The organism is Pseudogulbenkiania sp. MAI-1 (assembly GCF_000527175.1).
GTDB lineage: Bacteria > Pseudomonadota > Gammaproteobacteria > Burkholderiales > Chromobacteriaceae > Pseudogulbenkiania.
The window spans coordinates 1,270,158-1,293,789 of sequence record NZ_AZUR01000001.1 but is presented as its reverse complement, the minus strand read 5'-3'; the positions used below and the strand labels follow the sequence as shown (position 1 = coordinate 1,293,789).

At 62.2% G+C, this 23,632-nt stretch carries 24 protein-coding genes and 1 tRNA gene; 15 read left to right on the top strand and 10 right to left on the bottom strand.

Annotated features, from left to right (window positions below; genetic code table 11):
* Nucleotides 1-28 precede the first annotated feature (28 nt).
* The 4 genes from PSEMAI1_RS0106030 to PSEMAI1_RS0106015 form a co-directional block, all read right to left on the bottom strand.
* Nucleotides 29-1,231, bottom strand: a complete 1,203-nt coding sequence (locus PSEMAI1_RS0106030) for a homoserine O-acetyltransferase (protein ID WP_029770511.1) — start codon at nucleotides 1,229-1,231, stop codon at nucleotides 29-31.
* Between the two features lie 329 nt (nucleotides 1,232-1,560).
* Complete coding sequence (locus PSEMAI1_RS0106025; RefSeq protein WP_024302001.1) at nucleotides 1,561-2,193, bottom strand: response regulator transcription factor; 633 nt, start codon at nucleotides 2,191-2,193, stop codon at nucleotides 1,561-1,563.
* Complete coding sequence (locus PSEMAI1_RS0106020; RefSeq protein WP_024302000.1) at nucleotides 2,190-3,257, bottom strand: PAS domain-containing sensor histidine kinase; 1,068 nt, start codon at nucleotides 3,255-3,257, stop codon at nucleotides 2,190-2,192. The genes PSEMAI1_RS0106025 and PSEMAI1_RS0106020 overlap by 4 nt, the downstream gene beginning before the upstream one ends.
* 86 nt (nucleotides 3,258-3,343) lie before the next feature.
* A complete protein-coding gene (locus PSEMAI1_RS0106015; RefSeq protein ID WP_024301999.1) occupies nucleotides 3,344-5,122 on the bottom strand; it encodes a methyl-accepting chemotaxis protein in 1,779 nt (592 codons plus the stop codon).
* Between the two features lie 332 nt (nucleotides 5,123-5,454).
* Between PSEMAI1_RS0106015 and PSEMAI1_RS0106010 the strand changes: the two genes are divergently transcribed.
* From PSEMAI1_RS0106010 to PSEMAI1_RS0105965, 9 genes are all read left to right on the top strand, one after another.
* A complete protein-coding gene (locus tag PSEMAI1_RS0106010; protein ID WP_084612634.1) occupies nucleotides 5,455-6,573 on the top strand; it encodes an ABC transporter substrate-binding protein in 1,119 nt (372 codons plus the stop codon).
* A gap of 74 nt (nucleotides 6,574-6,647) precedes the next feature.
* Complete coding sequence (locus PSEMAI1_RS0106005) at nucleotides 6,648-8,288, top strand: methyl-accepting chemotaxis protein (RefSeq protein ID WP_024301997.1); 1,641 nt, start codon at nucleotides 6,648-6,650, stop codon at nucleotides 8,286-8,288.
* A gap of 119 nt (nucleotides 8,289-8,407) precedes the next feature.
* A complete protein-coding gene (locus PSEMAI1_RS0106000; RefSeq protein WP_024301996.1) occupies nucleotides 8,408-9,184 on the top strand; it encodes a 3-hydroxybutyrate dehydrogenase in 777 nt (258 codons plus the stop codon).
* Between the two features lie 46 nt (nucleotides 9,185-9,230).
* Entirely contained in the window at nucleotides 9,231-9,932 is a 702-nt protein-coding gene (locus PSEMAI1_RS0105995; protein ID WP_024301995.1) for a CoA transferase subunit A, read from the top strand.
* A gap of 10 nt (nucleotides 9,933-9,942) precedes the next feature.
* The gene (locus PSEMAI1_RS0105990) at nucleotides 9,943-10,587 is read left to right on the top strand and encodes a 3-oxoacid CoA-transferase subunit B (RefSeq protein WP_024301994.1); all 645 of its coding nucleotides are present in this window, start codon (nucleotides 9,943-9,945) and stop codon (nucleotides 10,585-10,587) included.
* 339 nt (nucleotides 10,588-10,926) lie between these two features.
* On the top strand, nucleotides 10,927-11,247 hold the full coding sequence (locus PSEMAI1_RS0105985; protein WP_024301993.1) for a DUF3135 domain-containing protein: 321 nt from the start codon (nucleotides 10,927-10,929) through the stop codon (nucleotides 11,245-11,247).
* A 42-nt stretch (nucleotides 11,248-11,289) separates the two neighbouring features.
* Nucleotides 11,290-12,085, top strand: a protein-coding gene (locus PSEMAI1_RS21130; protein WP_369793184.1) for an IS5 family transposase whose coding sequence is annotated in 2 segments (ribosomal slippage) — nucleotides 11,290-11,552 and nucleotides 11,551-12,085 — 798 coding nt in all. Because the reading frame shifts where the segments join, the coding sequence is not laid out codon by codon here.
* Between the two features lie 162 nt (nucleotides 12,086-12,247).
* Nucleotides 12,248-12,454 (top strand): type II toxin-antitoxin system HicA family toxin, encoded by a 207-nt coding sequence (locus PSEMAI1_RS21125; RefSeq protein WP_232219968.1) that lies wholly within the window; start codon nucleotides 12,248-12,250, stop codon nucleotides 12,452-12,454.
* Nucleotides 12,451-12,792 carry a type II toxin-antitoxin system HicB family antitoxin gene (locus PSEMAI1_RS0105965; RefSeq protein WP_024301990.1) on the top strand — a complete coding sequence of 114 codons (342 nt, stop codon included), beginning with the start codon at nucleotides 12,451-12,453 and terminating at the stop codon, nucleotides 12,790-12,792. Before PSEMAI1_RS21125 ends, PSEMAI1_RS0105965 begins: the two co-directional genes overlap by 4 nt.
* A gap of 159 nt (nucleotides 12,793-12,951) precedes the next feature.
* Here the strand turns inward: PSEMAI1_RS0105965 and PSEMAI1_RS20485 are convergent, their stop codons facing one another.
* The 3 genes from PSEMAI1_RS20485 to PSEMAI1_RS0105950 all read right to left on the bottom strand — a co-directional run bounded on the left by PSEMAI1_RS20485 (nucleotide 12,952) and on the right by PSEMAI1_RS0105950 (nucleotide 14,515).
* On the bottom strand, nucleotides 12,952-13,146 hold the full coding sequence (locus PSEMAI1_RS20485; protein WP_024301989.1) for a hypothetical protein: 195 nt from the start codon (nucleotides 13,144-13,146) through the stop codon (nucleotides 12,952-12,954).
* 83 nt (nucleotides 13,147-13,229) lie between these two features.
* Nucleotides 13,230-13,320, bottom strand: a tRNA-Ser gene (locus tag PSEMAI1_RS0105955).
* Nucleotides 13,321-13,387: 67 nt separating this feature from the next.
* A complete protein-coding gene (locus PSEMAI1_RS0105950) occupies nucleotides 13,388-14,515 on the bottom strand; it encodes a GNAT family N-acetyltransferase (RefSeq protein WP_024301988.1) in 1,128 nt (375 codons plus the stop codon).
* Nucleotides 14,516-14,593: 78 nt separating this feature from the next.
* Here PSEMAI1_RS0105950 and PSEMAI1_RS0105945 point away from each other — a divergent pair, with 78 nt between their 5' ends.
* From PSEMAI1_RS0105945 to serS, 5 genes are read left to right on the top strand one after another with little or no spacing between them, the layout of a single operon-like run.
* Nucleotides 14,594-16,186 carry an NAD+ synthase gene (locus tag PSEMAI1_RS0105945; RefSeq protein WP_024301987.1) on the top strand — a complete coding sequence of 531 codons (1,593 nt, stop codon included), beginning with the start codon at nucleotides 14,594-14,596 and terminating at the stop codon, nucleotides 16,184-16,186.
* Nucleotides 16,187-16,212: 26 nt separating this feature from the next.
* Nucleotides 16,213-16,818: an outer membrane lipoprotein chaperone LolA gene (gene lolA, locus PSEMAI1_RS0105940; RefSeq protein ID WP_024301986.1), complete on the top strand. Its 606-nt coding sequence runs from the start codon at nucleotides 16,213-16,215 to the stop codon at nucleotides 16,816-16,818.
* 4 nt (nucleotides 16,819-16,822) lie between these two features.
* On the top strand, nucleotides 16,823-18,142 hold the full coding sequence (locus tag PSEMAI1_RS0105935) for a replication-associated recombination protein A (RefSeq protein WP_024301985.1): 1,320 nt from the start codon (nucleotides 16,823-16,825) through the stop codon (nucleotides 18,140-18,142).
* Nucleotides 18,111-18,632 carry a hypothetical protein gene (locus PSEMAI1_RS0105930; RefSeq protein ID WP_024301984.1) on the top strand — a complete coding sequence of 174 codons (522 nt, stop codon included), beginning with the start codon at nucleotides 18,111-18,113 and terminating at the stop codon, nucleotides 18,630-18,632. Before PSEMAI1_RS0105935 ends, PSEMAI1_RS0105930 begins: the two co-directional genes overlap by 32 nt.
* Nucleotides 18,633-18,641: 9 nt before the next feature.
* Nucleotides 18,642-19,928 (top strand): serine--tRNA ligase, encoded by a 1,287-nt coding sequence (gene serS, locus PSEMAI1_RS0105925; protein WP_024301983.1) that lies wholly within the window; start codon nucleotides 18,642-18,644, stop codon nucleotides 19,926-19,928.
* 200 nt (nucleotides 19,929-20,128) lie between these two features.
* On the opposite strand, the gene PSEMAI1_RS0105920 is transcribed toward serS, so the two are convergent.
* Nucleotides 20,129-20,341, bottom strand: a complete 213-nt coding sequence (locus tag PSEMAI1_RS0105920; protein ID WP_024301982.1) for a hypothetical protein — start codon at nucleotides 20,339-20,341, stop codon at nucleotides 20,129-20,131.
* Between the two features lie 652 nt (nucleotides 20,342-20,993).
* Here PSEMAI1_RS0105920 and PSEMAI1_RS21685 point away from each other — a divergent pair.
* Nucleotides 20,994-21,674, top strand: a complete 681-nt coding sequence (locus tag PSEMAI1_RS21685) for a hypothetical protein (protein WP_156943089.1) — start codon at nucleotides 20,994-20,996, stop codon at nucleotides 21,672-21,674.
* A gap of 137 nt (nucleotides 21,675-21,811) precedes the next feature.
* Here the strand turns inward: PSEMAI1_RS21685 and PSEMAI1_RS21680 are convergent, their stop codons facing one another.
* Both PSEMAI1_RS21680 and PSEMAI1_RS0105905 read right to left on the bottom strand, forming a co-directional pair.
* On the bottom strand, nucleotides 21,812-22,630 hold the full coding sequence (locus PSEMAI1_RS21680; protein WP_156943088.1) for a hypothetical protein: 819 nt from the start codon (nucleotides 22,628-22,630) through the stop codon (nucleotides 21,812-21,814).
* 383 nt (nucleotides 22,631-23,013) lie between these two features.
* On the bottom strand, nucleotides 23,014-23,583 hold the full coding sequence (locus PSEMAI1_RS0105905; protein WP_024301979.1) for a hypothetical protein: 570 nt from the start codon (nucleotides 23,581-23,583) through the stop codon (nucleotides 23,014-23,016).
* Between the last annotated feature and the right edge of the window lie 49 nt (nucleotides 23,584-23,632).

Here is a 23,632-nt window from a genome sequence, read left to right as displayed (position 1 = left end):
GCCGCCTGTACCGGCGGCCGCAGAGGATTTATTGCGCAAGAAAGCGGGTGATCGCGTCGCTGGCTTGGGCAATGCCGAAGATACCGTTCAGGTGGCCGGCCGCGCCGCCGAGCTCGAAGTACTCGACCTTATTGCCCTGCGCCTGCAACTGGTCGCGCACCTTGCGCGTTTCATCGACGGCCAGGAGCTGGTCGTTCCTGGTCGGCAACAGCAGCACCTTGGCCTTGATCTGCTTCAACCCTTCCGCCAGCGCCGGCTTGCCGCCGAGCGCGAACAGCTCGTTGGCGCGCACGGTGTAGAGCAGGCTGTTGGCATCGAGCGCCTTGCCGCGCGCCTGGCCGACGCCGTTGAAGTAGGCGTTCACCGCGTAGCCGTTGCTCATATCCTTGGCCGGGTCCTTGGCCGCGTCGGCCCACTTGCGCCCAAACTTGGCCTCGCCCCACTCCGGCGCCAGCGACATCCAGGTCAGCATCCGCAGCGCCAGCGCCATGCCATCGTTCGGCTCGGCGCCGGCGCTGTAGTCGCCGTTCTTCCATTTCGGATCCAGCTTCACCGCCGCGCTCAGATCGGCGAGCTTGGCCAGCGTGTAGTCGTTCAGGCCGGCGCTCGGAATCACCGGGATGATGCGCTCGACCATCTCCGGGTAGGCCGCCGCCCATTCGTAGGTCTGCATGCTGCCCATCGAGGCGCCCATCACCGCGTGCAGCTTTTTGACGCCGAGCTTGTCCAGCAGCGCCTTCTGCACGTTGACCGAGTCGCGCAACTGCACCTGCGGGAAGCGCATGCCGTACGGCTTGCCGGTCTCCGGGTTGAGCGAGGCCGGACCAGTGGTGACGGTGACACCGTCCTTGACGTTGACGTTGGCCAGGGTATCGACGCCGATCAGGAAGTACTTGCTGGTATCGAGCGGTTTGCCCGGCCCGACGATGGCGTCCCAGTAGCCGGGTGCGGCGTCGGTGGGCTGGTATTTGCCGGCGAAGTGCGAGGTGCCGGAGAAGAAGTGCGGGATCAGGATCGCGTTGTCGCCGGCCTTGTTCAGCGTGCCGATGGTCTCGTAGCCGACCTTGACGTTCTTGATCGTCGCGCCGCCGACCGTGGTCAGCGGCGTCGGCAGCTCGAAAGTCTGCTTGACGACGATGCCGTCGTAGGCGAATGCCGGCGCCAACGGGAACGCCAGGACGACACATACTGCGAGGGTGCGCAACGAGCGCGTCGATAAAGCCAATCTCATCGTTTCTCTCTCCCATCATGAAGAATTGCGGCGGGCCTGCATGGCCCTAGTGAAACGGAATTCGATTGCGCTCATGTTAGGGAGCACGGCAGAGGGCGTAAGCCGGAAATTTCCAGAAGCGGTGTCAGAAATATCTGACTTGCTGGGGACGGGCGGAGTGGCGGCGGCTAGCAGCCTGTCGGACTTTCTCCGCCCCTTGATGACGTCGTTTTAGATTGACTACTTTTTAAGCAAAACAATGTGTTTTATAGCAATTCTGGGCGAGTTTCGTTGTTCAGTCCCCCAACTTTTGCCGTAGCGCACTCGAAAACATTAAGCCCGACAGGCTGCTAGCTGACGATCCCATGCCGCACCGCGTAGCGCACCAGTTCGGCGTTGCTGGACAACCCGAGCTTGGCCAGGATGCGCGAGCGGTAGGTGCTGACGGTCTTGACGCTGACGAACATCTTCTCGCCGATCTCGGTCAGCGACACGCCCTTGATGATCAGCAGCATGATCTCGTATTCGCGCGCCGACAGCTTCTGGTGCAGCGGACGGTTGTCGACGCCGTCGAACTGCGCCAGGATCAGTTGCGCCGCGCGCGGGCTCAGGTATTTACGCCCGGCCGCCACCTCGCGCACCGCGCGTACCAGCTCGTCCGCCTCGATGTCCTTGGACGCGTAACCGTTAGCGCCGGCCTTGAGCGCCACCACCGCGTACTGTTCCTCCGGATACATCGACAGCATCAGCACCGGCAGTTTGGGAAATTCGGCGCGGATCGAACCGAGCGCGTCCAGCCCGCTGCGCCCTTCCATATTGATGTCGAGCAGCACCACGTCGTAATGCCGCTCACGCAGCTTGGTCATCGCCTCGGCGCTGCTCTTCGCCTCGCCCACCACACGCAGGTTTTCCTCGTCGGAAAACAGCCGCTTGAGGCCGCTGCGGAACACGGTGTGGTCGTCGACCACTAGCACTTCGATCATGCTTGACTCCCTGGTTGCGACAGCGGCACGGAAACATGCAAGCGCGTGCCGCCGGCCGGATGGCAGCCGATCTCCAAACGGCCGCCCAGCTCGCGCGCGCGCTCTGTCATGCTGAGCACCCCCATCGCGCCGACCCGGCCGGTCGTCAGATCGATGCCGCTGCCGTCGTCGATGATCTCCATCCACAGCAGGCTGGCGTGACAACCCAGGTTGACCAGCACGGTACTGGCGTCGGCGTGGCGCACGATATTGGTGGTGGCCTCCTGGAAGATCCGGTAGAACGCGGTGGCCACCTCGGGCGGCAGCGCCGCCGGCAGGTCGATCGCCTCGAAGCGGCACGCGAGCGAATGACGCTGGCCGAATACCATCAGTTCGCGCTCGACCGCGGCGGCGAGGCCGAGGTGATCGAGCACGCTGGAACGCAGTTCTTCCGAGATGGCGCGCACGCTCTCGATCGCCTCCTGCGTCAGCGTACGCAGGCCGGCGGCGATGCTTTGCAGCTCGGGCGTATTGGCGCGCCGCATAATGCGGGTGACGTCCATCTTGATCGAGGTGAGCATGCCGCCGAGCACGTCGTGCAGCTCGCGCGCGAAGTGCGCGCGCGAGTTCTCGCGCACCGTGTTGAGGTGGGCGGCCAGCTCGCGCAGCTCGGCGCGCGAACGGCGCAATTCTTCCTCGTTGCGCAGGCGCTCTGTCACCTCGACAGCCACGCCAGCCACCGCCGGCCGGCCACGGTATTCGATACGCATGCCGTGCACCTCGATCAGCACCACATTGCCGTTACGGTGCAGCCCGTGCGTGACGAAGCGCATCGCCGGCGGGGTGCCGGCGATACGCAGCCGGTAACGCTCGCGTAGCTCATCGACGAAATCGGCCGGGATGAACTGGTCGAGCGTGGTACCGGCCTCCATTTCTTCCGGCGTGTAGCCAAACATCTCGGCAAAGGTCGCATTCACGTACGGGAAGCGCTCGTCCTGCATCACGTAGATGCCGACTAGCGACTGTTCGACGATGGCGCGGAACGGCACGTCGGCATACGGTTCGGACGGTGGAATTTCAAACATGCGCACAACACCTAACTCCGGTTCGGCAAACGAAACCAATTCTATTTTCAGTATAAACCTCATCCCCACCCCGGTTGATGGCGCTACTACGTCAGAATCGCCGCCGGATCGAAGCCGATGCACACCACGCCCCAGCACCGGCCGCCGACCTCGATCGGGCAGGATACGGTGCCGAGCACCTCGCCGGTGTCGCGCGGCAGCGTCTGCACCAGGAACGGCCCGCTGCTGTTCAGCATCGACTTGACCGCCGGCTCGTCGAAGATGCGTTTGTGCCGGCAGAACGCCAGATCCTTGGCCGCATCGCCGCTGATCGGCTGCGAAAAATGCGAGGTATGCGCCGGCGCATAGCCGTTCACGTCCACCACCATCGCAAACACCCCGCCCTGTGCGCGGCGGGTGACCTCGTCGTACTGGCGCTGAACCTCGGGGCCGAACACGCCATCGTAGCTGGTGCGGTATTTCTGTGGATAGGTGCCAGCGATCGGCTGGTAACGGGTATCGAACACCGGCACGCCGCGCGCCAACTGCTCGCTGAGGAAGTGAGCCATCCAGGCACGGAACTCGTTGGCCAGCTCGACCAGTTGTTCGAGTGCCCCTTCGCCGGTCCGGAAGCGCGACACCAGGCTTTGGATGCTCTTGACCGCGTGCTCGGCGCGGCCGGCGGCCTCGGTGGAGCTCGCCATCTTCTCGCTGATCTTGCCGCTGGCGGCGTGGATGTCCCGCACCGAGGCAAACACCGTCTGGTTGAGCGAACCGAACGATTCGATCTTGCCGACGATGGTGTCGAGCTGGCCGCGCGTGGCGGCAAAATCCCGCACCATGCCGTGGAAGCTGACCGACGCCTTTTCGATCGCCGTGCGCGTCAGCCTGGTATCGGCCAGGATCGCCAAGGTCTCGCTGCGTGTCTGGTCGACCAGCGCGCTCATGCCGTCGACCTTGTTCTGGATCTCCTGGGTGGCGCCCTGCACCTTGTTGGCCAGCCCGCGCACCTCGTCCGCCACCACGGCGAAGCCGCGTCCGGCCTCGCCTGTGCGCGCCGCCTCGATCGCCGCGTTGAGCGACAGCAGATTGGTCTGGCCAGCGATGTCCTTGATCAGGCCGAGAATCTCTTCAATGCTGGCCGAGCTCTCGGACAACTGGCCGACCGTGCGGTCGAATTGGTCGAGCTTCTGCGACGCACTATGGATGCGCTCGCTCACCTGCTGCAGCTCGTCGAGCGACTGCAGCGCCTTGTCGTAGTGGGCGGCGTTGGTGGCGGCGATGGCATGGGTGGTGTCGATTACGTCGCCCACCGCCGCCAGCGCCTCGGTGGTGGCGCTGTGGATGCTGTCCGCCAGCGCTTCCTGCTGGCGCGCACTGCTGCTGGTATGGCGCACGTTGAATTCGGTGCGGGTCGAGGCAATGCCGATCTCCAGCGTGGTATGGCGGATTTCCGTGACCATGGTGCGCAGCTTGTTCAGAAAGCGGTTGTACGCATCGGCCAACTGGCGGATTTCGTCATGGGTATCAGCCGGCATCTCGCGCGACAGATCGCCCTCGCCCTGGCCCGCTTCATCTAGCACCGCGATGATACGGCGCAGTGGGCGCACCAAGAGAAAGCGCAGATACAGCACCAGGCCAGCGGTGAACAGACAGGAGACGGCGAACAATCCCCAGCCCCAGGCCAGCGCGCTCGCGCTGCTGGCACGCAGCGCCGCGGAGCCGCCGCCGGGCGACTGCGCCTCGAGCGCTGCCGCCATCACGACCAGCCAATACAACATGCCGGCCTGCAGCGGCAGCACCAAGAGAAGACTGGCCAGCTTGCGGCCGATGGTGAACCAGAACATCTGCTCCATCAGCCCATGCAATCGTACGCGTTGCTTCATGCTCCCCCTCCTGCTTCTCCTGGGCCGGCGCCTCACGGCCCCTACGACCGATGATAGCGTGCGCACGATGGCGGAAAAGTCGGAAACTTCCACCTATCGCGTAGGAATTTTCTGAGCATGCCTCCATCTTGCGGAGTCGGGAACGCGCTGAAATTTCAGACTTTTCCGACAGGACAGGCGCCGGCTTCTGGCCGACACTTGGCCACAGCCGCCTCCGGCCGGAATACCCATGACTATTGTAAGGACTTGCTTTGCATGGGCTCGGTGCTTGAATTAAGGCAAGCACGCGGCCGGCGGCGGGAATGCAAGCCGAAAGCTTTAGGGAGACATAGATGCAAAGGAGCCGTGGGCATCGGCATGTCGGAAGGACAGATCGCGCTCGGGGTGCCACCGGGTTCCTGGCGCCGCTTGCCGGCCGCCTGGCGGCATGTGGCGCGGCGCTGATACTGACGGCTGCCGGTCTGATACTGGGCTGGCCGGCCACGACACGGGCGGCCGAGCCGCCGGTACTGGTGATGATCGACTCCGAGCAAGGCGAACCCTACCGCACGGTACGGACCACGATGCTGGCCGCGCTGGCTGAATACGGTTACCAGGACAGCAAGACACTGCGCGTGATCCACACTTCGCTCGACAACTATAGCGGCCGCGCCGAGCGGCTGTGGACCATCAGCGGGTTCAGCCAGCACAAGCTGTTCTACCTCGGCGGCACCATCGCGGCCGGCGCGATCCAGCAAATCGCCTATGGCGACAACCGCTACAGCTTCGTGTTCGGTGCCGTGTCCGACCCGGTCGGCATGGGGCTGATCGACGATTTCAAAAGCCCGCCCAAGGCCAACTTCACCGGCGTGTCCTATCCGGTGCCGGTGCGCGAGCGGCTGCGCTTCATCAAGCGGCTGTTCCCGCAGGCCAGAAAGTTCGGCCTGATCTACGCCGACATGCCGCAATCGCACAGCTATCGGCGCTGGCTGGAAGAAGTGCTGAAGCAGGACGAAGAGTTCAAGGAGATGGAAGTGATGTTCCGGATGGTGCCGTTCGTGCAGAGCGAGGGCGGCCACATCCGGATGGCGACGCTGGCCAGGCGCCATGTGGAAGAACTGGACCCGCTGGTTGACGTGTTCCTGAGCCCGAACGACCAGATGGGAGTGCAGCGCCCGTACGCGGAGATGGTGTTCAAGACCGCGCGCAAGCCACTGATCGGAATCGGCACCAAGGAGGTCACTGAAGGCTGGGGGGCCACCGCGACCATCGCGCCATCTCTGCCGGTGATGGGGCGGCAGGTGGCGGCGATGATCAAGCAGCTGCTGGAAGGCAAGCCCGTGTCACAGATCGTCCCGGAGCAGCCCAAGGTATTCAATATCGCCATCGACGTACGCAAGGCGCGCGCGTTCGGCGCCGAGCTGTCGCCGCAAACCCTGAAAGCCGGCGACACGCTGCTGGTCAACCAATAACCCCCCACCCCCTGTAACAGCAAGGCGTGGGGAGCCGGCTCCTGACAAGACGCCATGAGAGAGACGAGGATGACATGTTTCAAGCACTAACCCTACGCACCAAGATCGTGTTGCTGATCCTGGGCGCACTCGTTGGGATGCTGGCGATTGCCACCTATTCCAGCATCGAATCGCGCAACAACCTGATGGAAGGCCGGCGCCTGCTGATCAAATCGGCGGTCGAAGGCGGCTTCAACATCTCCACCCACTATCGGCAAGAGGAAGCCGCCGGCCGGCTGTCGCGCGAGGAGGCACAGCGCCGGGCGATCCAGGCAATCGCCGCCGCTCGCTACGGCGGCACCGACGGCAAGACCGAATACCTGTACATCTGGACCCGGGAGGGCGTCGGCGTCAGCCACGTCAATCCCAAGCTGATCGGCCAGCACATGCTGGACAAGATCAAGGACGGCCAGGGGCGCTACACGCTGAAGGACATGATGGCGGCGCTGGACAAGACGCCGCGCGGCGCCTATGTCGATACCGCCTTCCCGCGCCCAGGCCAGAAGGAGCCGCTGCCCAAGCTGCAATACATCATGGCGTTCGAGGATTGGAACTGGGTGATCGGTACCGGCGCCTACATCGATGACATCGACACCGCCTTCCGCCATCACCTGCTGCTCTATCTGCTGATCACGACGCTGTTTTTGCTGCTGTTCGGCGGCTTCGGGCTGTTCACCGCGCGCAGCATCCTCAACCTGGTGGGCGGCGAGCCGGCCGACGCGATCCGGCTGATGACGCAGGCGGCCAAGGGCGACCTGAGCCATGCTGCCGGCGCGCGCCCGAAAGGCAGCATGCTGGCGGCGTTCGACGACATGGTGAGCGCGCTGCGCGGCATTGTCACCCATATCAACAGCGAGTCCAGCTCGCTGGCGGACAACGCCGAGAAGATCAGCGAGGCCGCACGCGAAATCACCGACGCCGCGCACCGGCAATCCGAGCAGGCCACCTCGATGGCCGCGTCGATGGAACAGGTGACGGTGTGCATCGGCCATGTGGCCGACGTGGCCGGCGACACCCAGACCACCTCCAGTCGCGCCGCGCAACTGGCCGAAGACGGCACGGCGCGCATCCAGGACGTGCGCCAGGGCATGCACCTGTTGGCCGACACCGTGCGCGACTCGACCGGGCGGATCGGCACGCTGGACCAGCGCACCGGCCAGATCGCCACCATCGCCGGCGTGATCAACGATATCGCCGACCAGACCAACCTCCTCGCGCTCAACGCGGCGATCGAGGCGGCACGCGCCGGCGAGGCCGGCCGCGGCTTCGCGGTGGTGGCGGACGAGGTACGCAAACTGGCCGAGCGCACCACCCAGGCCACGGTAGAGATCGGCAACATGATCACCGGACTGCAGAGCGACACGCAGGCGGTGGTCAAATCAATGTCCGAAACCCTGCCGCATGTGGAACGCGGGATGACCGCGACCCAGGTGGCGGCCGACGCGCTCAGCGAGCTGATGGACGGCGCGCGCCAGACCCTGCACCGGGCACAGGAAGTCGCGCACGCCACCAAGGAACAGTCGCTCGCCAACAACTCGATCGCCAAGACGGTGGAAGAGATAGCCAACCGCGAGGAAGAAACCAGCGCGTCGATGAATGCGATGGCCGACGCCGCCGTCCAGGTGCGCGCGTCGGCGCGGCAATTGTCCGAGCTGGTGCGGCAGTTCCGCTGCTAAGGAAGCGCTGCCGGATTTTTCTTACACGGATTAGAGAACCATCCGACTTCGCCACCGCCGCCTTGCTCCTATCATCCCTTTCAGACCACTGAACTGTGCCCTCTACAAGGAACGCATCCATGACTGCTCTGAAAGGTAAAACCGCGCTGGTCACCGGCTCGACCAGCGGCATCGGTTTGGCGATCGCCCGCACGCTGGCTCAGGCCGGCGCCGACGTGGTGCTCAACGGCTTTGGTGAGATCGACGCGGCGCGCGACGCGGTGGCCGCGCACGGCGGACGCGTCGGTTACCACGGCGCCGACATGCGCCGCGCCGACGAGATCGCCGCCATGATCGACTTCACCAACAAGGAGTTCGGCGGCGTCGACATCCTGGTCAACAACGCCGGCATCCAGCACGTGGTGCCAGTGGACGACTTCCCGGCCGACAAGTGGGACGACATCCTGGCAATCAATCTCAGTTCCGCTTTCCACGCCACCAAGTGCGCGCTCTTGACCATGCGCGCGCGCGGCTGGGGCCGCATCGTCAACGTCGCCTCGGTACACGGGCTGGTGGCGTCGGTCAACAAGTCGGCCTATGTCGCCGCCAAGCACGGCCTAGTCGGGCTGACCAAGACCGTGGCGCTGGAGTTGGCCGAAACCGGCATCACTTGCAACGCGATCTGCCCCGGCTGGGTGCAGACCCCGCTGGCGGCCAAGCAGTTTGCCGACCGCGCGCACGCGCTACGCATCGACCTGGACACCGCGCGCGCTCGCGTGGTGGGCGAAAAGCAGCCGTCCGGCAAGGTGGTGACGCCGGAGCAGCTGGGCGCGCTGGTGGCCTTCCTGTGCTCGGACGCGGCGGCCGAGGTGCGCGGCGTGGCATGGGCCATGGACGGCGGCTGGACCGCCCAATGATTTTCGCAGTTCCCTTCCCGCAGTTTCCTTCCCGAAAGGAGCAAGCATGAACAAGCTGTACCCTGACGCGCACACGGCACTGGCCGACATCGTGCGCGACGGACAAACCATCGCCGCCGGCGGCTTCGGCTTGTGCGGCATTCCGGAAGTGCTGATCACTGCGCTGCGCGACAGCGGCGTGCGCGGGCTGACCGTGATCTCCAACAACTGCGGCATCGACGGCGTCGGCCTCGGCCAACTGCTGGAGACACGCCAGATCCGGAAGATGATTTCCTCCTACGTCGGCGAGAACAAGGAATTCGAGCGCCAGTACCTGTCCGGCGAACTGGAGCTGGAGTTCACCCCGCAGGGCACGCTGGCGGAAAAACTGCGCGCCGGCGGTTCCGGCATCCCGGCCTTCTTCACCCGCACCGGCTACGGCACGGTGATCGCCGAGGGCAAGGAAGTACGCGAATTCAACGGCCATCCGCACATCCTGGAAGCGGCGCTGACCGCCGACATTGCGCTGGTCAAGGCGTGGAAGGCCGACCGCGCCGGCAACCTGATCTACCGCCGCACCGCGCGCAACTTCAACCCGAACGTGGCGATGGCGGGCAAGCTCTGCATCGCCGAGGTCGAGGAGATCGTCGAGAACGGCGAGCTCGACCCGGACGCCATCCACACCCCCGGCATCTTCGTGCACCGCCTGGTGCTGAACCCGCAACCGATCAAACGCATCGAGCAGCGCACCGTGCGCGCCGCCAGCTAAGGAAACCGCCATGGCATGGACTCGTGAACAAATGGCGGCGCGCGCCGCGCAGGAACTGCAGGACGGTTTTTATGTAAACCTCGGCATCGGCCTGCCCACGCTGGTGGCCAACTACGTGCCGGACGGCATCGAGGTGTGGCTTCAATCGGAAAACGGCCTGCTCGGCATCGGCCCGTTCCCGACCGAAGACGAGGTGGACGCCGACCTGATCAACGCCGGCAAGCAGACCATCACCACGCTGCCCGGCTCGGCCGTGTTCAGCTCGGCCGACTCGTTCGGCATGATTCGCGGCGGCAAGATCAGCTTGGCCATCCTCGGCGCGATGCAGGTGAGTGAGCGCGGCGATCTGGCCAACTGGATGATCCCGGGCAAGATGGTCAAGGGCATGGGCGGCGCGATGGATTTGGTAGCCGGCGTGGAAAGGGTGATCGTGTTGATGGAGCACACCGCCCGGAAGAAGGACGGCGGCGAGGACTTCAAGCTGGTGCCGCAATGCACGCTGCCGCTGACCGGCGTGGGCGTGGTGAGCATGATCATCACCGATCTGGGCGTACTGCGCGTGGGCCGGGAGGGACTAGAGGTGCTGGAACTGGCGCCCGGGGTGAGCCGGGACGAGATGTGCAGCAAGACCGGGGTGGAACTGCGCTTTCAGTGAGCGGGGCTAACTCCTATCCAGCGCCGGGCAAGATGCTGCCTGTATCCTGCCCGGCTTCGAATCCGCCGGGGTAGACATCGAAGAGGCGATGAGTAGCAGCACCGATTGGCTTGGGGATGCATTCAAAATAACTTGAGTAGCCGATGCGCCAAGCCACAACATAACACAAAGGCATAAGCGACAACGGTGCTGTGGCGAAAATACCGACGTCCTTTGCCCGCCGTCAACCGGCGGCAGATTGTTGGCGCGCCGCCCAGCCCCGAATGGTACAGTTGGAGTGGTAACACAAAAGAATCAACCGTTTACTTATTGTCTTCGGGAGGGGGTCTGGAGTCGCTCATGGCCCACGTACGCCCTTACCGTTTTGTGTTCGAGCAATGGCAAGCCCTGTACGAACACGACCCTCAAGCCTTCGAACGCAAACGCCGCGCGGTGTTGCGCCAATTGATCGACGCGAGCGACGACCCGGCCGCGCTGACTGAACTGCAGGTATGGATCGACCTGGCGCGCGCGCAGGCCAAGGATCCGCTGGACGCCTGCCAGCAGATCTCGGCCATGATGTGGCGCTCGTATTTTCAGTTGCTGGATGCGCGCGCCAAGCTGGTGGACAGTCTGAACAGCGGTGGGCTGGGGATGCAGACGGGCGGAGCCGGCTGCTAAGAGCGTGTTCACGATCTCGTCGCGTAGCAGGATAATGGCGGGATGAGAAAGCCCTACGCCAGCGACATCAATCGAGAGAAGTTTGAAGAAATCCTGCCGCTGCTGCAAAGCGTGAGGAAGCGCACGAAGCCGACCACGGTAGACTTGTACGAAGTGTTTTGCGCGGTGCTGTACCTGCTGCGCAGCGGCTGCCAGTGGCGAATGCTGCCGAGGGATTTTCCCAAATGGCGCACGGTGCATTCGTACTTTGCAAAGTGGAGCGAGTTCGACCAGGACGGCATCAGCGTACTGGAGCGGGCACTAAAAAAATCAGGTTGGCGCGGCCCGCGAGAGACTGGGGCGCAGCGCCACGCCGACGCTTTTGATCGTGGACGCGCAGAGTGTGAAGAACACGGACACGGCCGGTAGCAAGGGTTATGATGCCGGCAAGAAGGTTTCAGGCATCAAACGACACATCGGCGTGGACACGCAGGGGCTGCCCCATGCCATTGCTGTGACGACAGCCGAGGTGACGGACCGCAAAGGGGCGTTACAGGCATTGCAGCTCTGCAAAGGCGGCTTGGGTAAAGTACAAAGCGTGCTGGCTGACAGCGGTTACGTGGGCCAGCCTTTTGCCCAAGGGGTGCGGGAAAACCTGGGCGAGGCGGTCACGGTGCAGATTGCCAAGCGTAGTGAGTTGCACAAATTCGCGGTGATTCCCAAGCGCTGGGTAGTCGAGCGCAGCTTCGCCTGGCTGGAGAAAAACAAGCGCCTGTGGAAGAACTGCGAGCGATGGCTCAATACCAGCTTGCAGTTCATCCATTTGGCCTTCCTGGCGGTGCTGCTCAGAAGATCGTGAACACGCTCTTACTTCCCGTCCTTTCTCAAGCCCAGGCGCTTAATGCCCCTTCAAGCCAAGGTACGCACTGCGTACCTTTTTTTCTTTGCTTTAGTACCACTTTTTGGTACTATTCAAGCATGAAACGCAAGCACCACGCCACCCTTGATCTATCATCGCCCCGTGAGCGGCAACATTCGCTGGAAGGACATCGAAACGTTATTCGTCGAGCTTGGCGCCACCATCGAAGAACGGGAAGGCTCTCGGGTAGGCATCACCCTCTTCGGCCAGGTGCGCGTGTTTCATCGCCCCCATCCCTCTCCCGAGACGGACAAGGGGGCCGTAGCATCCATTCGCAAGTGGTTAGAGGAAAACGGAGTCAAACCATGAACAACGTCATGATCATCAACGGCCAGAAGGCCGTCGTTTCCTACGATCCGGAGATCGAGATGTTCCGCGGCGAGTTCATCGGCCTGAGCGGCGGCGCCGATTTTTATGCCTCCGATGTGGCAGGACTCAAATCCGAAGGGGAGACATCTCTCCGGGTCTATCTGGACATGTGCAAGGAAAAGGGCATTGAGCCGTACAAGTCCTATTCCGGTAAGTTCAATGTGCGCATCGCCTCTGCGCTACATGCTGTTGCCGCTGTGGCGGCTGCCGCTCAAGGCAAGAGCTTGAATGAGTGGGTCGCCGATGCCATCGAGGATCATGCTGGTCATATGGCGTAAATCGGCACGAGCCTGAAAAATCAGCCATAGCCTTCCCGAGGCAACGTAATACCCAAGGGGCTAAAGCCTCTACCACCCTGGCAATGGCAAGCGCAAAGATACAGGTCCCGAAGGTTGAAACAAGAAACCCCGGTCAGCGCTACCTGAACCGGGGTTTCGTCACTTTTGATCAGCCGCCTTCGCCGCCATCAGCAGCACCACAATTGCCGCGCCACGCTGCTCATCGGTGGTCATCTCAGGCTCCGGCTCGCGCCCCACGTAGGGCATGAAGTCGGCCGGCGTGAACGGTTCGCTATCCCTGGCTCGGTTGCAGTTGGCCACGGCACTGGCGACGATGCCAGCGCGCAGAAACAAGCTCGAAACCCTGCTTTCTGTGCCAAATGTGTGCCAAACAAAAAAACGGCGAGGCTGAAAGCCGCGCCGTTTCTTGATTATTCTGGCGGAGAGGGGGGGATTCGAACCCCCGTCAGGGTATTACCCTGAACACGCTTTCCAGGCGTGCGACTTAAACCACTCATCCACCTCTCCAGAAGTGCTCCGATGCCGTCGTCGTTGGCGTTTCGTCGTCAGAGGCTGCGCAGTATATAAGCCCTTTTTACGACTGGCAAGCTTTTTTATACGCAATATGCCGCTCCAGTTCGCCAAGATAGGCCGCGATGGCCCGCTTTTCCTGTTCGAGCCAGCGCCAAATGGCTGATCGAAAAGGAGAATCGGCCAGCCAGTGCGTGGAACACGTCCGTACCGGCTCGAAACCCCGTGCCAGCTTGTGCTCGCCCTGCGCTCCGCCCTCGAACACGGCGAGCCCGTGGCGGATGCAATAGGCTATGCCCTGGTAGTAACACAGCTCGAAATGCAGGCAGGAAACCTCCTCCAACGCACCCCAATAGCGGCCGTACAGTTGCCGCCCATCCTTCAAGCACAGACTGGCGGCCACCGGCCGTCCTTCACGGAATGCCAGGAACAGCACCAGGTGCTCGGCCAATCGCTCGCCGATCAGGCGGAAAAACGCCAGGTTGAGATAGGGTGTGGAGCGGTGTTCGCGATAGGTCCGGCAGTAGCAAGCGTGGAAGAACGCCCAATCGTCGTCGCAGATCTCGCGGCCCTCCTTGACCACGACCTCGACGCCTTGCTCGGCAACGCGCCGCCGCTCCTGGCGGATCTTCTTGCGCTTGTCGCGGCTCAGCACATCGAGATAATCGTCGAAGTCGTGATAACCCCGGTTGCGCCAGTGGAACTGCACGCCGTGGCGCTCCAGCCAGCCCGCCTCGGCCAGCAGGGCCATGTCATCGGGCGCCGGGTACAACACGTGCGCGGACGACAGCCCGAGCTCGCGCACCTGGCGCGGCAGCTCGGCAACCAGGGCGGCACGGCCCGCCGGCACGCCGAGAATACGCTGGCCACTGACCGGCGTGAACGGCACCGCCAACAGCAACTTGGGATAGTAGGCCAACCCGGCGCGCTGGTAAGCCTCGGCCCAGGCCCAGTCGAACACGTACTCGCCGTAGGAGTGGGTCTTGAGATAGGCCGGCGCCACCGCCGCCAGTTTCTCGCCCTCGCGGCGTGCCAGATGATGCGGCTGCCAGCCAGTCGCCCTGCCCACCGCCCCACTCTGCTCCAGGGCGGCAAGCCAGCCGTGGGCGAGAAAGGGCTGGTCGTCGGCGCGCAGCGCGTCCCACTGGCTGGCCGGCAGCCCGCTCAGGCCATTCAGCGACGCTATCGTCATGCCCGTTCCTTTCAGGAAATCATGCCGCTCTTCAGGTAGAATCGGTTTTATTGTTGATTAACCGACGTAGCCACCAAGATGCGTATCGCGCTCGCCCAGTTCAATCCCGTTGTCGGCGACATCGCCGGCAATACCCGCAAGATTCTCGACCTCGCCCGCCAGGCCATGGCCCAGGGCGCCGACGTAATGGTCACGCCGGAACTGGCGCTGACCGGCTACAGCCCCGAAGACCTGCTGCTGCGCGACCACTTCTACCGCGAATGCAGCAAGGCGCTGGACGAGCTACTGGAACTGGACGGTATCACACTGGTAGTCGGCCACCCGGTCAAGCTCGGCCACGAACGCTTCAACGCCGCCACGGTGATGCGCGACGGCAACCGCCTCGGCCAGTACCACAAGATGCTGCTGCCCAACGACGAAGTGTTCGATGAGTGCCGCTACTTTACTCCCGGCGGCGCGCCGCTGATATTCCAGCAGGACGGCGTCAACATCGGGGTGCTGATCTGCGAAGACGTCTGGTCGCTCGACCCGGCCGCCGAGACCGCCGATGCCGGCGCCGACGTGGTGCTGGTGCTCAACGCCTCGCCGTTCCACCGCAACAAGATCGAGACCCGCCACGAGACGGTGCGCTACCGTGTCGAGGAAACCGGCCTGCCGTTCGCCTACGTCAACCTCACCGGCGGCCAGGATGAACTGGTGTTCGATGGCGCCTCGTTCGCACTGAACAAGGCCGGCGAGGTCGTGGCCCAGGCCGCCGCCTACGACGACGAACTGCTGATCGTCGAGATGGCCGACGGCGACCTGCAACCGGCCAGCAAGGCCGCCCTGCCCTGCCCGCTGGAAAGCGTGTACAAGACGCTGGTGGTCGGCGTGCGCGACTACATCGGCAAGAACGGCTTCCCCGGCGTGCTGCTCGGCCTGTCCGGCGGCATCGACTCGGCGCTGACGCTGGCCATCGCCTACGACGCGCTGGGTGCCGACAAGGTGCACGCGGTGATGATGCCGAGCCGCTACACCGCCGACATTTCCGTGACCGACTCGCGCGACATGGTCGAACGGCTCGGCGTGAAGTACGAGGAAATCGCCATCTGGCCGATGTACGAGAGCTTCGTCACGGCGCTGGCGCCGTCGTTCGCAGGCCTGGCCGAAGACACCACCGAAGAGAACCTGCAGGCGCGCATCCGCGGCACCCTGTTGATGGCGCTCTCGAACAAGACCGGCAAGCTGGTGCTCACCACCGGCAACAAGTCCGAGATGACCACCGGCTACTGCACGCTATACGGTGACATGGCCGGCGGCTTCGCGGTGCTGAAGGACGTGGCCAAGACCCTGGTCTACCAGCTCTGCCACTGGCGCAACGCCCAGGAAGAGATCATTCCGTTAAGAATCATTACCCGGCCGCCTTCCGCGGAACTGCGTCCCGACCAGAAGGACCAAGACAGTCTGCCGCCCTACGATGTGCTCGACGCCATCATGGCGCGCTACGTGGAAGAGAACCTGTCCGCCGAGGAAATCATTGCCGAGGGCTTTGCCGAGGCCGACGTGCGGCGCGTGGTTCGCCTTCTCAAGATCAACGAGTACAAGCGCCGCCAGGCGCCGGTCGGCCCGCGTGTCACGCACCGCGGCTTCGGCAAGGATTGGCGCTACCCGATCACCAACCGCTTCAGTTGAGCGGCCTGATCGCAGCAAAGGACTCCATGAAGAAACTCGTACCGATCATCCTGGCTGCCGCGTTCGCCCTGCCCGCCAACGCCGCCGCCATCGCCCAGCTCAAGGCCTTCGTCGCCGGCAGCAAGACGCTGTCGGCCAGCTTCACCCAGGTGGTCAGCGCCAAAAACAAGCGCGAGGAAGCCAGCGGCCAGCTGGAAATCTCGCGCCCCGGCAAGTTCCGCTGGGAATACGCCAAGCCTTATGAACAACTGATCGTCGGCGACGGCAAACGGCTGTGGATCTACGACAAGGAACTGGCCCAGGTCACCAGCAAGTCGCTGGACGCCGCACTGGGCTCCAGCCCGGCCGCGCTCTTGGCCGGCAGCAACGCCATCGAGCGCGACTACAATCTGAAAGAAGCCGGCAGCCAGGACGGCCTCGAATGGCTCAGCGCCGCCCCGAAGAAGAGCGAGAACACCTTCCAGGCGATCCGCATGGGCTTTCGCGCCAACACGCTGGTCACCATGGAATTGAACGACAGCTTCGGCAACACCACGCTGATCCGCTTCGCCGACCTGAAGAAGAACCCGGCACTGGCGCCATCGCGCTTTACCTTCACCCCGCCCAAGGGCGTGGACGTGATTTCGGACTGATGCCGTGAGCGACCTGTTTGCCCGTGAGCCAAAGAAACCGCTGGCCGAAGCGCTGCGGCCCACCTCGCTCGACGAGGTCATCGGCCAGGCGCACCTGATCGGGCCGGGCAAGCCGCTGCGGCTGGCGGTGGAATCGAAGACCCCGCACTCGATGATCCTGTGGGGCCCGCCCGGCGTCGGCAAGACCACGCTGGCGCGCATCCTGGCGCACAGCTTCGACGCCGAGTTCATCCCGCTGTCGGCGGTGTTCTCCGGCGTCAAGGACATCCGCGAGGCGGTGGACCGGGCGCAGGCCGTGCTACAGCGCGACGGCCGCCACACCATCCTGTTCGTCGACGAAGTCCACCGTTTCAACAAGAGCCAGCAGGACGCCTTCCTGCCCTACGTCGAATCGGGCCTGCTGACCTTCATCGGCGCCACCACCGAGAACCCCTCGTTCGAGGTCAACTCGGCGCTGCTGTCGCGTGCCCAGGTCTATGTGCTCAACGCGCTCACCGACGACGACTTCAAGGCGCTGTTCGCCCGCGCCGTCGCCAGCGGCGCGCTGACCGGCCTGAGTTTCGACGAAACCGCGCTGGCCACGCTGAGCGGTTACGCCGACGGCGACGCCCGGCGCTTCCTTAACCTGCTGGAACAGACGCGCACCGCCGCCAGCGCGCGCCGTGTCGAGCGCATCGACGCCGACTTCCTGTCCGAAGTGCTGACCGTCAACGCACGCCGCTTCGACAAGGGTGGCGACGCCTTCTACGACCAGATCTCGGCGTTGCACAAATCGGTGCGCGGCTCCAGCCCGGACGGCGCGCTGTACTGGCTGACGCGCATGCTCGACGGCGGCGCCGACCCGCGCTACCTGGCACGCCGGCTGGTACGCATGGCGTGGGAAGACATCGGGCTCGCCGACCCTCGCGCCGCGCGCATCGCACTCGACGCCGCCGACACCTACGAGCGCCTCGGCAGCCCCGAAGGCGAGCTGGCGCTGGCCCAAGCCGCGATCTACCTCGCGGTGGCCCCCAAGAGCAACGCCGGCTACAAGGCGTATAATGAGGCGCGCGCCTTCATCCGCCAGGACATCTCGCGCCCGGTGCCGGTGCATCTCCGGAATGCGCCGACCAAGCTGATGAAGGAACTCGGTTACGGCCACGCCTACCGCTACGCCCACGACGAACCGCACGCCTACGCCGCCGGCGAAACCTACCTGCCGGAAGGCATCGAGGACAGCCGCTGGTACGAGCCGGTGGAGCGCGGGCTGGAAAGCAAGATTCAGGAAAAACTGCGGTTTCTCAGGCAACTGGATGAAGAGACGAAAGCACCACCACGATCATGACTGGCACAAGGTCAGGCTGGAACAGTTCGCGGCCAAGCGGCTGATCGCCGTGCTCAACCGCCTGTCCCGCCCTGGCCATTACCTGCTCGGCCCGCACCGCGAATCTCCCGATTACACCATCCTGCGCCGCCAGAACGGCGAACCCTCGCAAAAAATCGGCCTGGAAGTGACGCACATCTATGGCAGCACTCACGATGCTGCCATAATCAACGGTTGGCACAAGGACAAGACCGACCAGTTGCTCGCCGCGCAGCAGCCGGCGATGATGAAGGACATTTTCCTGCAGCTGGACCGGGCCATCGAGGACAAGAACGACAAGTTCCAGTCCTACGCCATCAAGCCCTGCTGGCTCTTGATCCGCAACGCCAACACGCGCGTCATGCACCGTGACTGGCAAAATTATTTACGCGACAAGGACTTCCAGAACAGTCCCTTTGAAAAGATCTGGCTCATCACCGACCGCCAGCTTCAGATCATCAACATCAAATAGACCAACACCATGCTAGACATCCAACTCCTTCGCAGCCAGCCGGAAACCGTCGCCGAGCGCCTGGCCTCCCGTGGCTACCAGCTGGACACCGACGCCTTCGGCCAACTCGAGAACGAGCGCAAGGCGCTGCAGACCCGCATGCAGGAACTGCAGGCGCGCCGCAACGCCACCTCCAAGCAGATCGGTGAAGCCAAGCGCAAAGGGGAAGACGTCTCCGCCATCATGTCCGAAGTGGCCACGCTGGGCGACGAACTGAAAGCCGCCGAGGCCGCCTTCGAAGGCGTGCAGCAAAAGCTCGAACACTGGCTGATGACCATCCCCAACCTGCCGCACGAATCGGTGCCGGTGGGCGAGGACGAAACCGCCAACGTCGAAGTGCGCCGCGTCGGCGTACCGCGCTCGTTCGAATTCGAGGTCAAAGACCACGTCGACGTGGGCACCCCGCTGGGGCTCGACTTCGAAACCGGCGCCAAGCTCTCCGGCGCCCGCTTCACCGTGCTGCGCGGCGAAATCGCCCAGCTGCACCGCGCGCTGGCGCAGTTCATGCTGAACACCCACACCAACCAGCACGGCTACACCGAGATGTACACCCCGTACATCGTCAACGACAGCGTGCTGTTCGGCACCGGTCAGCTGCCCAAGTTCGCCGAGGACATGTTTAAGGTCACCAAGGGCGGCGACGACAGCCACGTCGACCAATACCTGATCTCCACCTCGGAAATCACCCTGACCAACACCGTGCGCGAGAGCATCCTCAAGCTCGACGAACTGCCGGTCAAGATGACCGCACACTCGCCCTGCTTCCGCTCCGAAGCCGGCTCCTACGGCCGCGACACGCGCGGCATGATCCGCCAGCACCAGTTCGACAAGGTAGAAATGGTGCAGGTGGTGCACCCGGAAAAATCGTACGACGCGCTGGAAGAAATGGTCGGCCACGCCGAGGCCATCCTCAAGGCACTGGAGCTGCCCTACCGCGTGGTCACGCTGTGCACCGGCGACATGGGCTTCGGCGCCGCCAAGACCTACGACCTCGAAGTGTGGCTGCCGGCGCAGAACACCTACCGCGAAATCTCCAGCTGCTCCAACTGCGAAGCCTTCCAGGCCCGCCGCATGCAGGCCCGCTTCAAGGACGAGAACGGCAAGAACCAGCTGGTGCACACCCTGAACGGCTCCGGCCTGGCCGTCGGCCGCACCCTGGTCGCGGTGCTGGAAAACTACCAGAACGCCGACGGCTCGGTCACCATCCCGACCGTGCTGCGCCCCTACCTGGGCGGCAAGGACAAGATCGGCGGCTGATCCAGGCCTCTGAAGGAAAGAACGCAAAACCGGGATCGAGCATCCCGGCCTAGCTGAAAGGGTATCTGGCTGGAAGCCCTATGGATAAAGGGGTTTGCGTGAAAACGCAACCCCTTTTGCGTTTGTCGGGGTTACGCCGGGGTAACGCCAGCCCAACAAAAAAGCCCCATTGCGGGGCTTTCTGTGAGTATCAATACTTCCTACTGGCAGTGCTCTGCAACCGGTTCAGGCACTCTCTCCCCGTGTTCCTTCAAATCCTTTACTACGTCTTTCACCAGACGCACGATTCCATTAAAGGCTTCCTGCTGGGTGGACGCCAGCCAGGACAGAGAGGGAAACTCTTCACACAAACCGACGTATTCTTCATCCTCCGGGGACCAAGTGATACGGTAGGTGTAGTGATCGTTGCTCATGGTTTGCTTCCGTTCAACTTGTCGATAGCCTTGAGTACCTGCCTTACTTGGTACTCTTTGGCCTTCCCCTTGTCGTCTTGAATATTGATACAAGGGTCGCCGGCCCATGGTATTTTGAAAACGGCGTGACTAGTGCCATTCTGGCGCGGCTTCCCAAAATGCTTCTCACACACCCTGTACAGATCGACGTACCGAATATTCTTCGGGTTCCGCCTCATCTCCTCAACGATGTCATCGACAGAAGCCATTTTGGTAGGATTGTTCTTGTTGGACAGTACCAATATAGGAAAATTTTTGGAAGCCCATGGCAGTAAATAGCGCTGGGGCTCAGTCCCGGCCGTCGCGCTTGTGCGACTCCTGCCTAGTGTCTAAGTCGGAGCCGTAGGGGTACGCACCGCACCTTGGGGCATGGAGAGGCGTGGAAGCGCCTCCATCGCAAGCCTGCGGACGGCTTCGATAGCCCCCCAAGCGTTCATTGCCCTGACTTCAACATTGCCCCATCTCGCAGCAAATCACGCATATTGCATTCAGATACAAGGCAGAAATCACTATAGTCATAAGTTATATGGCATAATTATTTTCACAAATATCGATCCATGCCCTGATCCGGCGGGCTCGCCTACTAACCGTTAGACCCCACTAAGGAGAATTCGTGATCATGGGAAGCTCAGCGATCCCGCCTACTATCTACGTAGCCATCGGCGCACTACTCGCTGCGTTAATCACTGGTTTCTTCTCGTTTTTAAACCTGGTTAGCGCAAAGGAAAATAAAGTATCAGAGTTCCGGCTTTCATGGGTTGATGGACTTAGAGAAGAGATTGCTTCATACACCGCCGCAGTTCAGGAGCTAGTTCGAATAGGGAGATTCCATCCTGACTTATCGAAAGACGATCCTAGCGACGAGAGTTCGGACGAGCGTGTGCTATCTTGGATAAAAGAAAGCAAAGATGCATATGACAAAGCGATAGAGAATCTGACTAAAATCCACTTGCGGCTTAATCCGAAACATGTGCACGAGCACCCAAATAGCCCGGAAGCTGCTCTAATGAAAACCCTCCAGGATGGTAGGGACAAGTTTAATGAAGGAGATTTCAATGGTGCATTTGATAGTTGCGAGGCTATCCGCGAGGCAGCCGCGCCACTCTTGAAGTCGACGTGGGACTTAGTGAAGCACGGCGAACCGGGCTACCTAAATATTCGCCGACGCGCCATCCAGATCATTGTCGGCGGCCTTATTCTGGTAATGGCTGCCTCAGGAGTCGCTGTTATCACCGCAATAGGGGTAAATGCTAACACCCCCTCCAAGCCGACATGGTCTTGCAGCGCGGCTTAAATCAGGTGTTGAATACCCCAATTGGCCAACAATCGCCTTTGGATCATGTGCGCTCGGTCGCCAATCCAGAAAATATCACCTTAGCATTGGCGGAGAGTCATTGGAAACGGTTGCAGGCTTTACACAAAGTCCGTGCGTCATGGGGAGTGCCTCGCGAACCCCTTAATGATCCAGCGGCCTATCCAGTAGATAAACATCAAGCAAAATGGGGCGAGTGTAGTCAACCAGAATTCTGTCCAATCTATTGTCGGGATACCAACCGCGACAATGTCAGGACAAGCTTCGCCGTGCGCCCCTCCTGGCGGGAGGGCAACACCACTAGCCCTCAATTCGTGGTTAAATACATCACGAAATGCTTGGGTCTTTTCGCAATCAGGTAGATATTTTCGGTCTAAAAATAAATCAGGGTTTGCCCGATAAGGAGGAACCCAACACGTTGAAAACTGTGCTTTGTTACACGCTACAACTAACGCCACGTACTTGCGTTTTTCTGCCGCAGCGCGTGTGAAAGACTTGGTTTCTGCAAGGAGCGAATAGTGGAAACCAACCCATTTACCGATTTGATAACCAGAGGCAATAAAGGCGTAGGAGTACCAGACGACAGTGCCAATAATCCACAGCCGTCGCAACCCCTTCCGATAGTCAATCTCAAGTATACGCAGGCGGTAGTTCTTGGTTCGTCGTTGGGTCGTCTCGACTTCGGAAGACTCCTCCGGCTCTCGCACTTCTATTTGGGAGTGTTCTCTACGATAGCCACTAATAACCCAAGCGACGCCCCAGGCAAGTCCTAGTGGCATCACCCCCACAAACAGCCAACTTACTAGAAAGCCGCCTGTGGACTCGAAGTCAGAGAAGAGCTCCGGGCCAATCACTAAAGAAAAAATACCCGAGAGAAACAACCAGATTCCGGAAAGCAATAGCGCCAGCCTTTGCGAAAGGGGTATCTGATTCAGCATCGTCGCCTCCTTCAGTGCTGCCGGGGCACAAGTAGTTGAACCCAGTATACGTCAGCCAGTACTGAAGCGGCCTGCCTCCAGGGACCCAATCATGGACGTGAAATTTCCGCCGTTCTTGAGATAGGCATCTATCATTGAAGCACCGCCACGGTGTTGTCCTGCTGCCGTCCCCCTCATACCTCCAGGAACGGCACGGGACGACGCCGTGGCGAGAACCTCACTCGCCCGCGCCACCTGCCAGCGCGGACGCTTTTTTGCCTATGCTGGAAGTACGCGCCTGATTTGTTCTTTGCGGGGCGCTTGAGAAATCACAGCTAAGGAAATGATCGTGGACACTTCCCACCAGTTCGATCTGTTCGCGCCTGAACAGCTCGAACTACCCTTCACAGCAAGTCACGCCGTTTCTTCACCGCCGGGTGACGGTCGCCGTCAAAGGTACGAGTACGCTTGTCGAACTTTCCGTATCGGCCTTGCTCGGCCTGGCTGCCTGCATAGGTCTGGCCGACAGGCGGATTGTTCAGCGGCTCAGATTCAGTCGATGGCGGCAGCTGGTCGATAACTTCGGCTACCGGTTCAGGCACCGCCCCGATGGTGCGAGTAGGTGGAGCGGCATCGATGCCGGCTTCGTTCGCCGCTTTCGCCAGCGTGAAAGCGATCCTGGCAGCCGCGTCCCGCAGTTCGGGGCCGGTCAGTGTTCCGTTTGGCACGCTGACACCAACGCCGACGTTGATCTCCGGCGCAGGCGCGGGAATCAACTTCATCAGGTGGCGCATGAAGTCCTCGGGCGCGGACTTCGCAAACTCCAACAGATACTTCCGCTGGCCCAGCTTGACGTAGGTCGCCCACAGGTCGGCCTTCAGCTTAGCCGTGACGTTGCTGTTCTTCTGGCCGGGCTTGCGGCCTGATCCTGGCGGCTTGGTGCCACCTGGGGGGCGTCCTGGCGGTGCAGCCATGGCTAGCGCTTCCTGGGCGGCGTCCGCTGCCGCTGGCGCAGCTGTGACA

What these genes read in the sequence shown, in the direction of transcription:
- PSEMAI1_RS0106030 (WP_029770511.1), bottom strand. Translation starts at nt 1,231, where the DNA reads ATGAGATTGGCTTTATCGACGCGCTCGTTGCGCACCCTCGCAGTATGT.
- PSEMAI1_RS0106025 (WP_024302001.1), bottom strand. Translation starts at nt 2,193, where the DNA reads ATGATCGAAGTGCTAGTGGTCGACGACCACACCGTGTTCCGCAGCGGC.
- PSEMAI1_RS0106020 (WP_024302000.1), bottom strand. Translation starts at nt 3,257, where the DNA reads ATGTTTGAAATTCCACCGTCCGAACCGTATGCCGACGTGCCGTTCCGC.
- PSEMAI1_RS0106015 (WP_024301999.1), bottom strand. Translation starts at nt 5,122, where the DNA reads ATGAAGCAACGCGTACGATTGCATGGGCTGATGGAGCAGATGTTCTGG.
- PSEMAI1_RS0106010 (WP_084612634.1), top strand. Translation starts at nt 5,455, where the DNA reads ATGCAAAGGAGCCGTGGGCATCGGCATGTCGGAAGGACAGATCGCGCT.
- PSEMAI1_RS0106005 (WP_024301997.1), top strand. Translation starts at nt 6,648, where the DNA reads ATGTTTCAAGCACTAACCCTACGCACCAAGATCGTGTTGCTGATCCTG.
- PSEMAI1_RS0106000 (WP_024301996.1), top strand. Translation starts at nt 8,408, where the DNA reads ATGACTGCTCTGAAAGGTAAAACCGCGCTGGTCACCGGCTCGACCAGC.
- PSEMAI1_RS0105995 (WP_024301995.1), top strand. Translation starts at nt 9,231, where the DNA reads ATGAACAAGCTGTACCCTGACGCGCACACGGCACTGGCCGACATCGTG.
- PSEMAI1_RS0105990 (WP_024301994.1), top strand. Translation starts at nt 9,943, where the DNA reads ATGGCATGGACTCGTGAACAAATGGCGGCGCGCGCCGCGCAGGAACTG.
- PSEMAI1_RS0105985 (WP_024301993.1), top strand. Translation starts at nt 10,927, where the DNA reads ATGGCCCACGTACGCCCTTACCGTTTTGTGTTCGAGCAATGGCAAGCC.
- PSEMAI1_RS0105965 (WP_024301990.1), top strand. Translation starts at nt 12,451, where the DNA reads ATGAACAACGTCATGATCATCAACGGCCAGAAGGCCGTCGTTTCCTAC.
- PSEMAI1_RS0105950 (WP_024301988.1), bottom strand. Translation starts at nt 14,515, where the DNA reads ATGACGATAGCGTCGCTGAATGGCCTGAGCGGGCTGCCGGCCAGCCAG.
- PSEMAI1_RS0105945 (WP_024301987.1), top strand. Translation starts at nt 14,594, where the DNA reads ATGCGTATCGCGCTCGCCCAGTTCAATCCCGTTGTCGGCGACATCGCC.
- lolA (WP_024301986.1), top strand. Translation starts at nt 16,213, where the DNA reads ATGAAGAAACTCGTACCGATCATCCTGGCTGCCGCGTTCGCCCTGCCC.
- PSEMAI1_RS0105930 (WP_024301984.1), top strand. Translation starts at nt 18,111, where the DNA reads ATGAAGAGACGAAAGCACCACCACGATCATGACTGGCACAAGGTCAGG.
- serS (WP_024301983.1), top strand. Translation starts at nt 18,642, where the DNA reads ATGCTAGACATCCAACTCCTTCGCAGCCAGCCGGAAACCGTCGCCGAG.
- PSEMAI1_RS0105920 (WP_024301982.1), bottom strand. Translation starts at nt 20,341, where the DNA reads ATGAGCAACGATCACTACACCTACCGTATCACTTGGTCCCCGGAGGAT.
- PSEMAI1_RS21680 (WP_156943088.1), bottom strand. Translation starts at nt 22,630, where the DNA reads ATGCTGAATCAGATACCCCTTTCGCAAAGGCTGGCGCTATTGCTTTCC.
- PSEMAI1_RS0105905 (WP_024301979.1), bottom strand. Translation starts at nt 23,583, where the DNA reads ATGGCTGCACCGCCAGGACGCCCCCCAGGTGGCACCAAGCCGCCAGGA.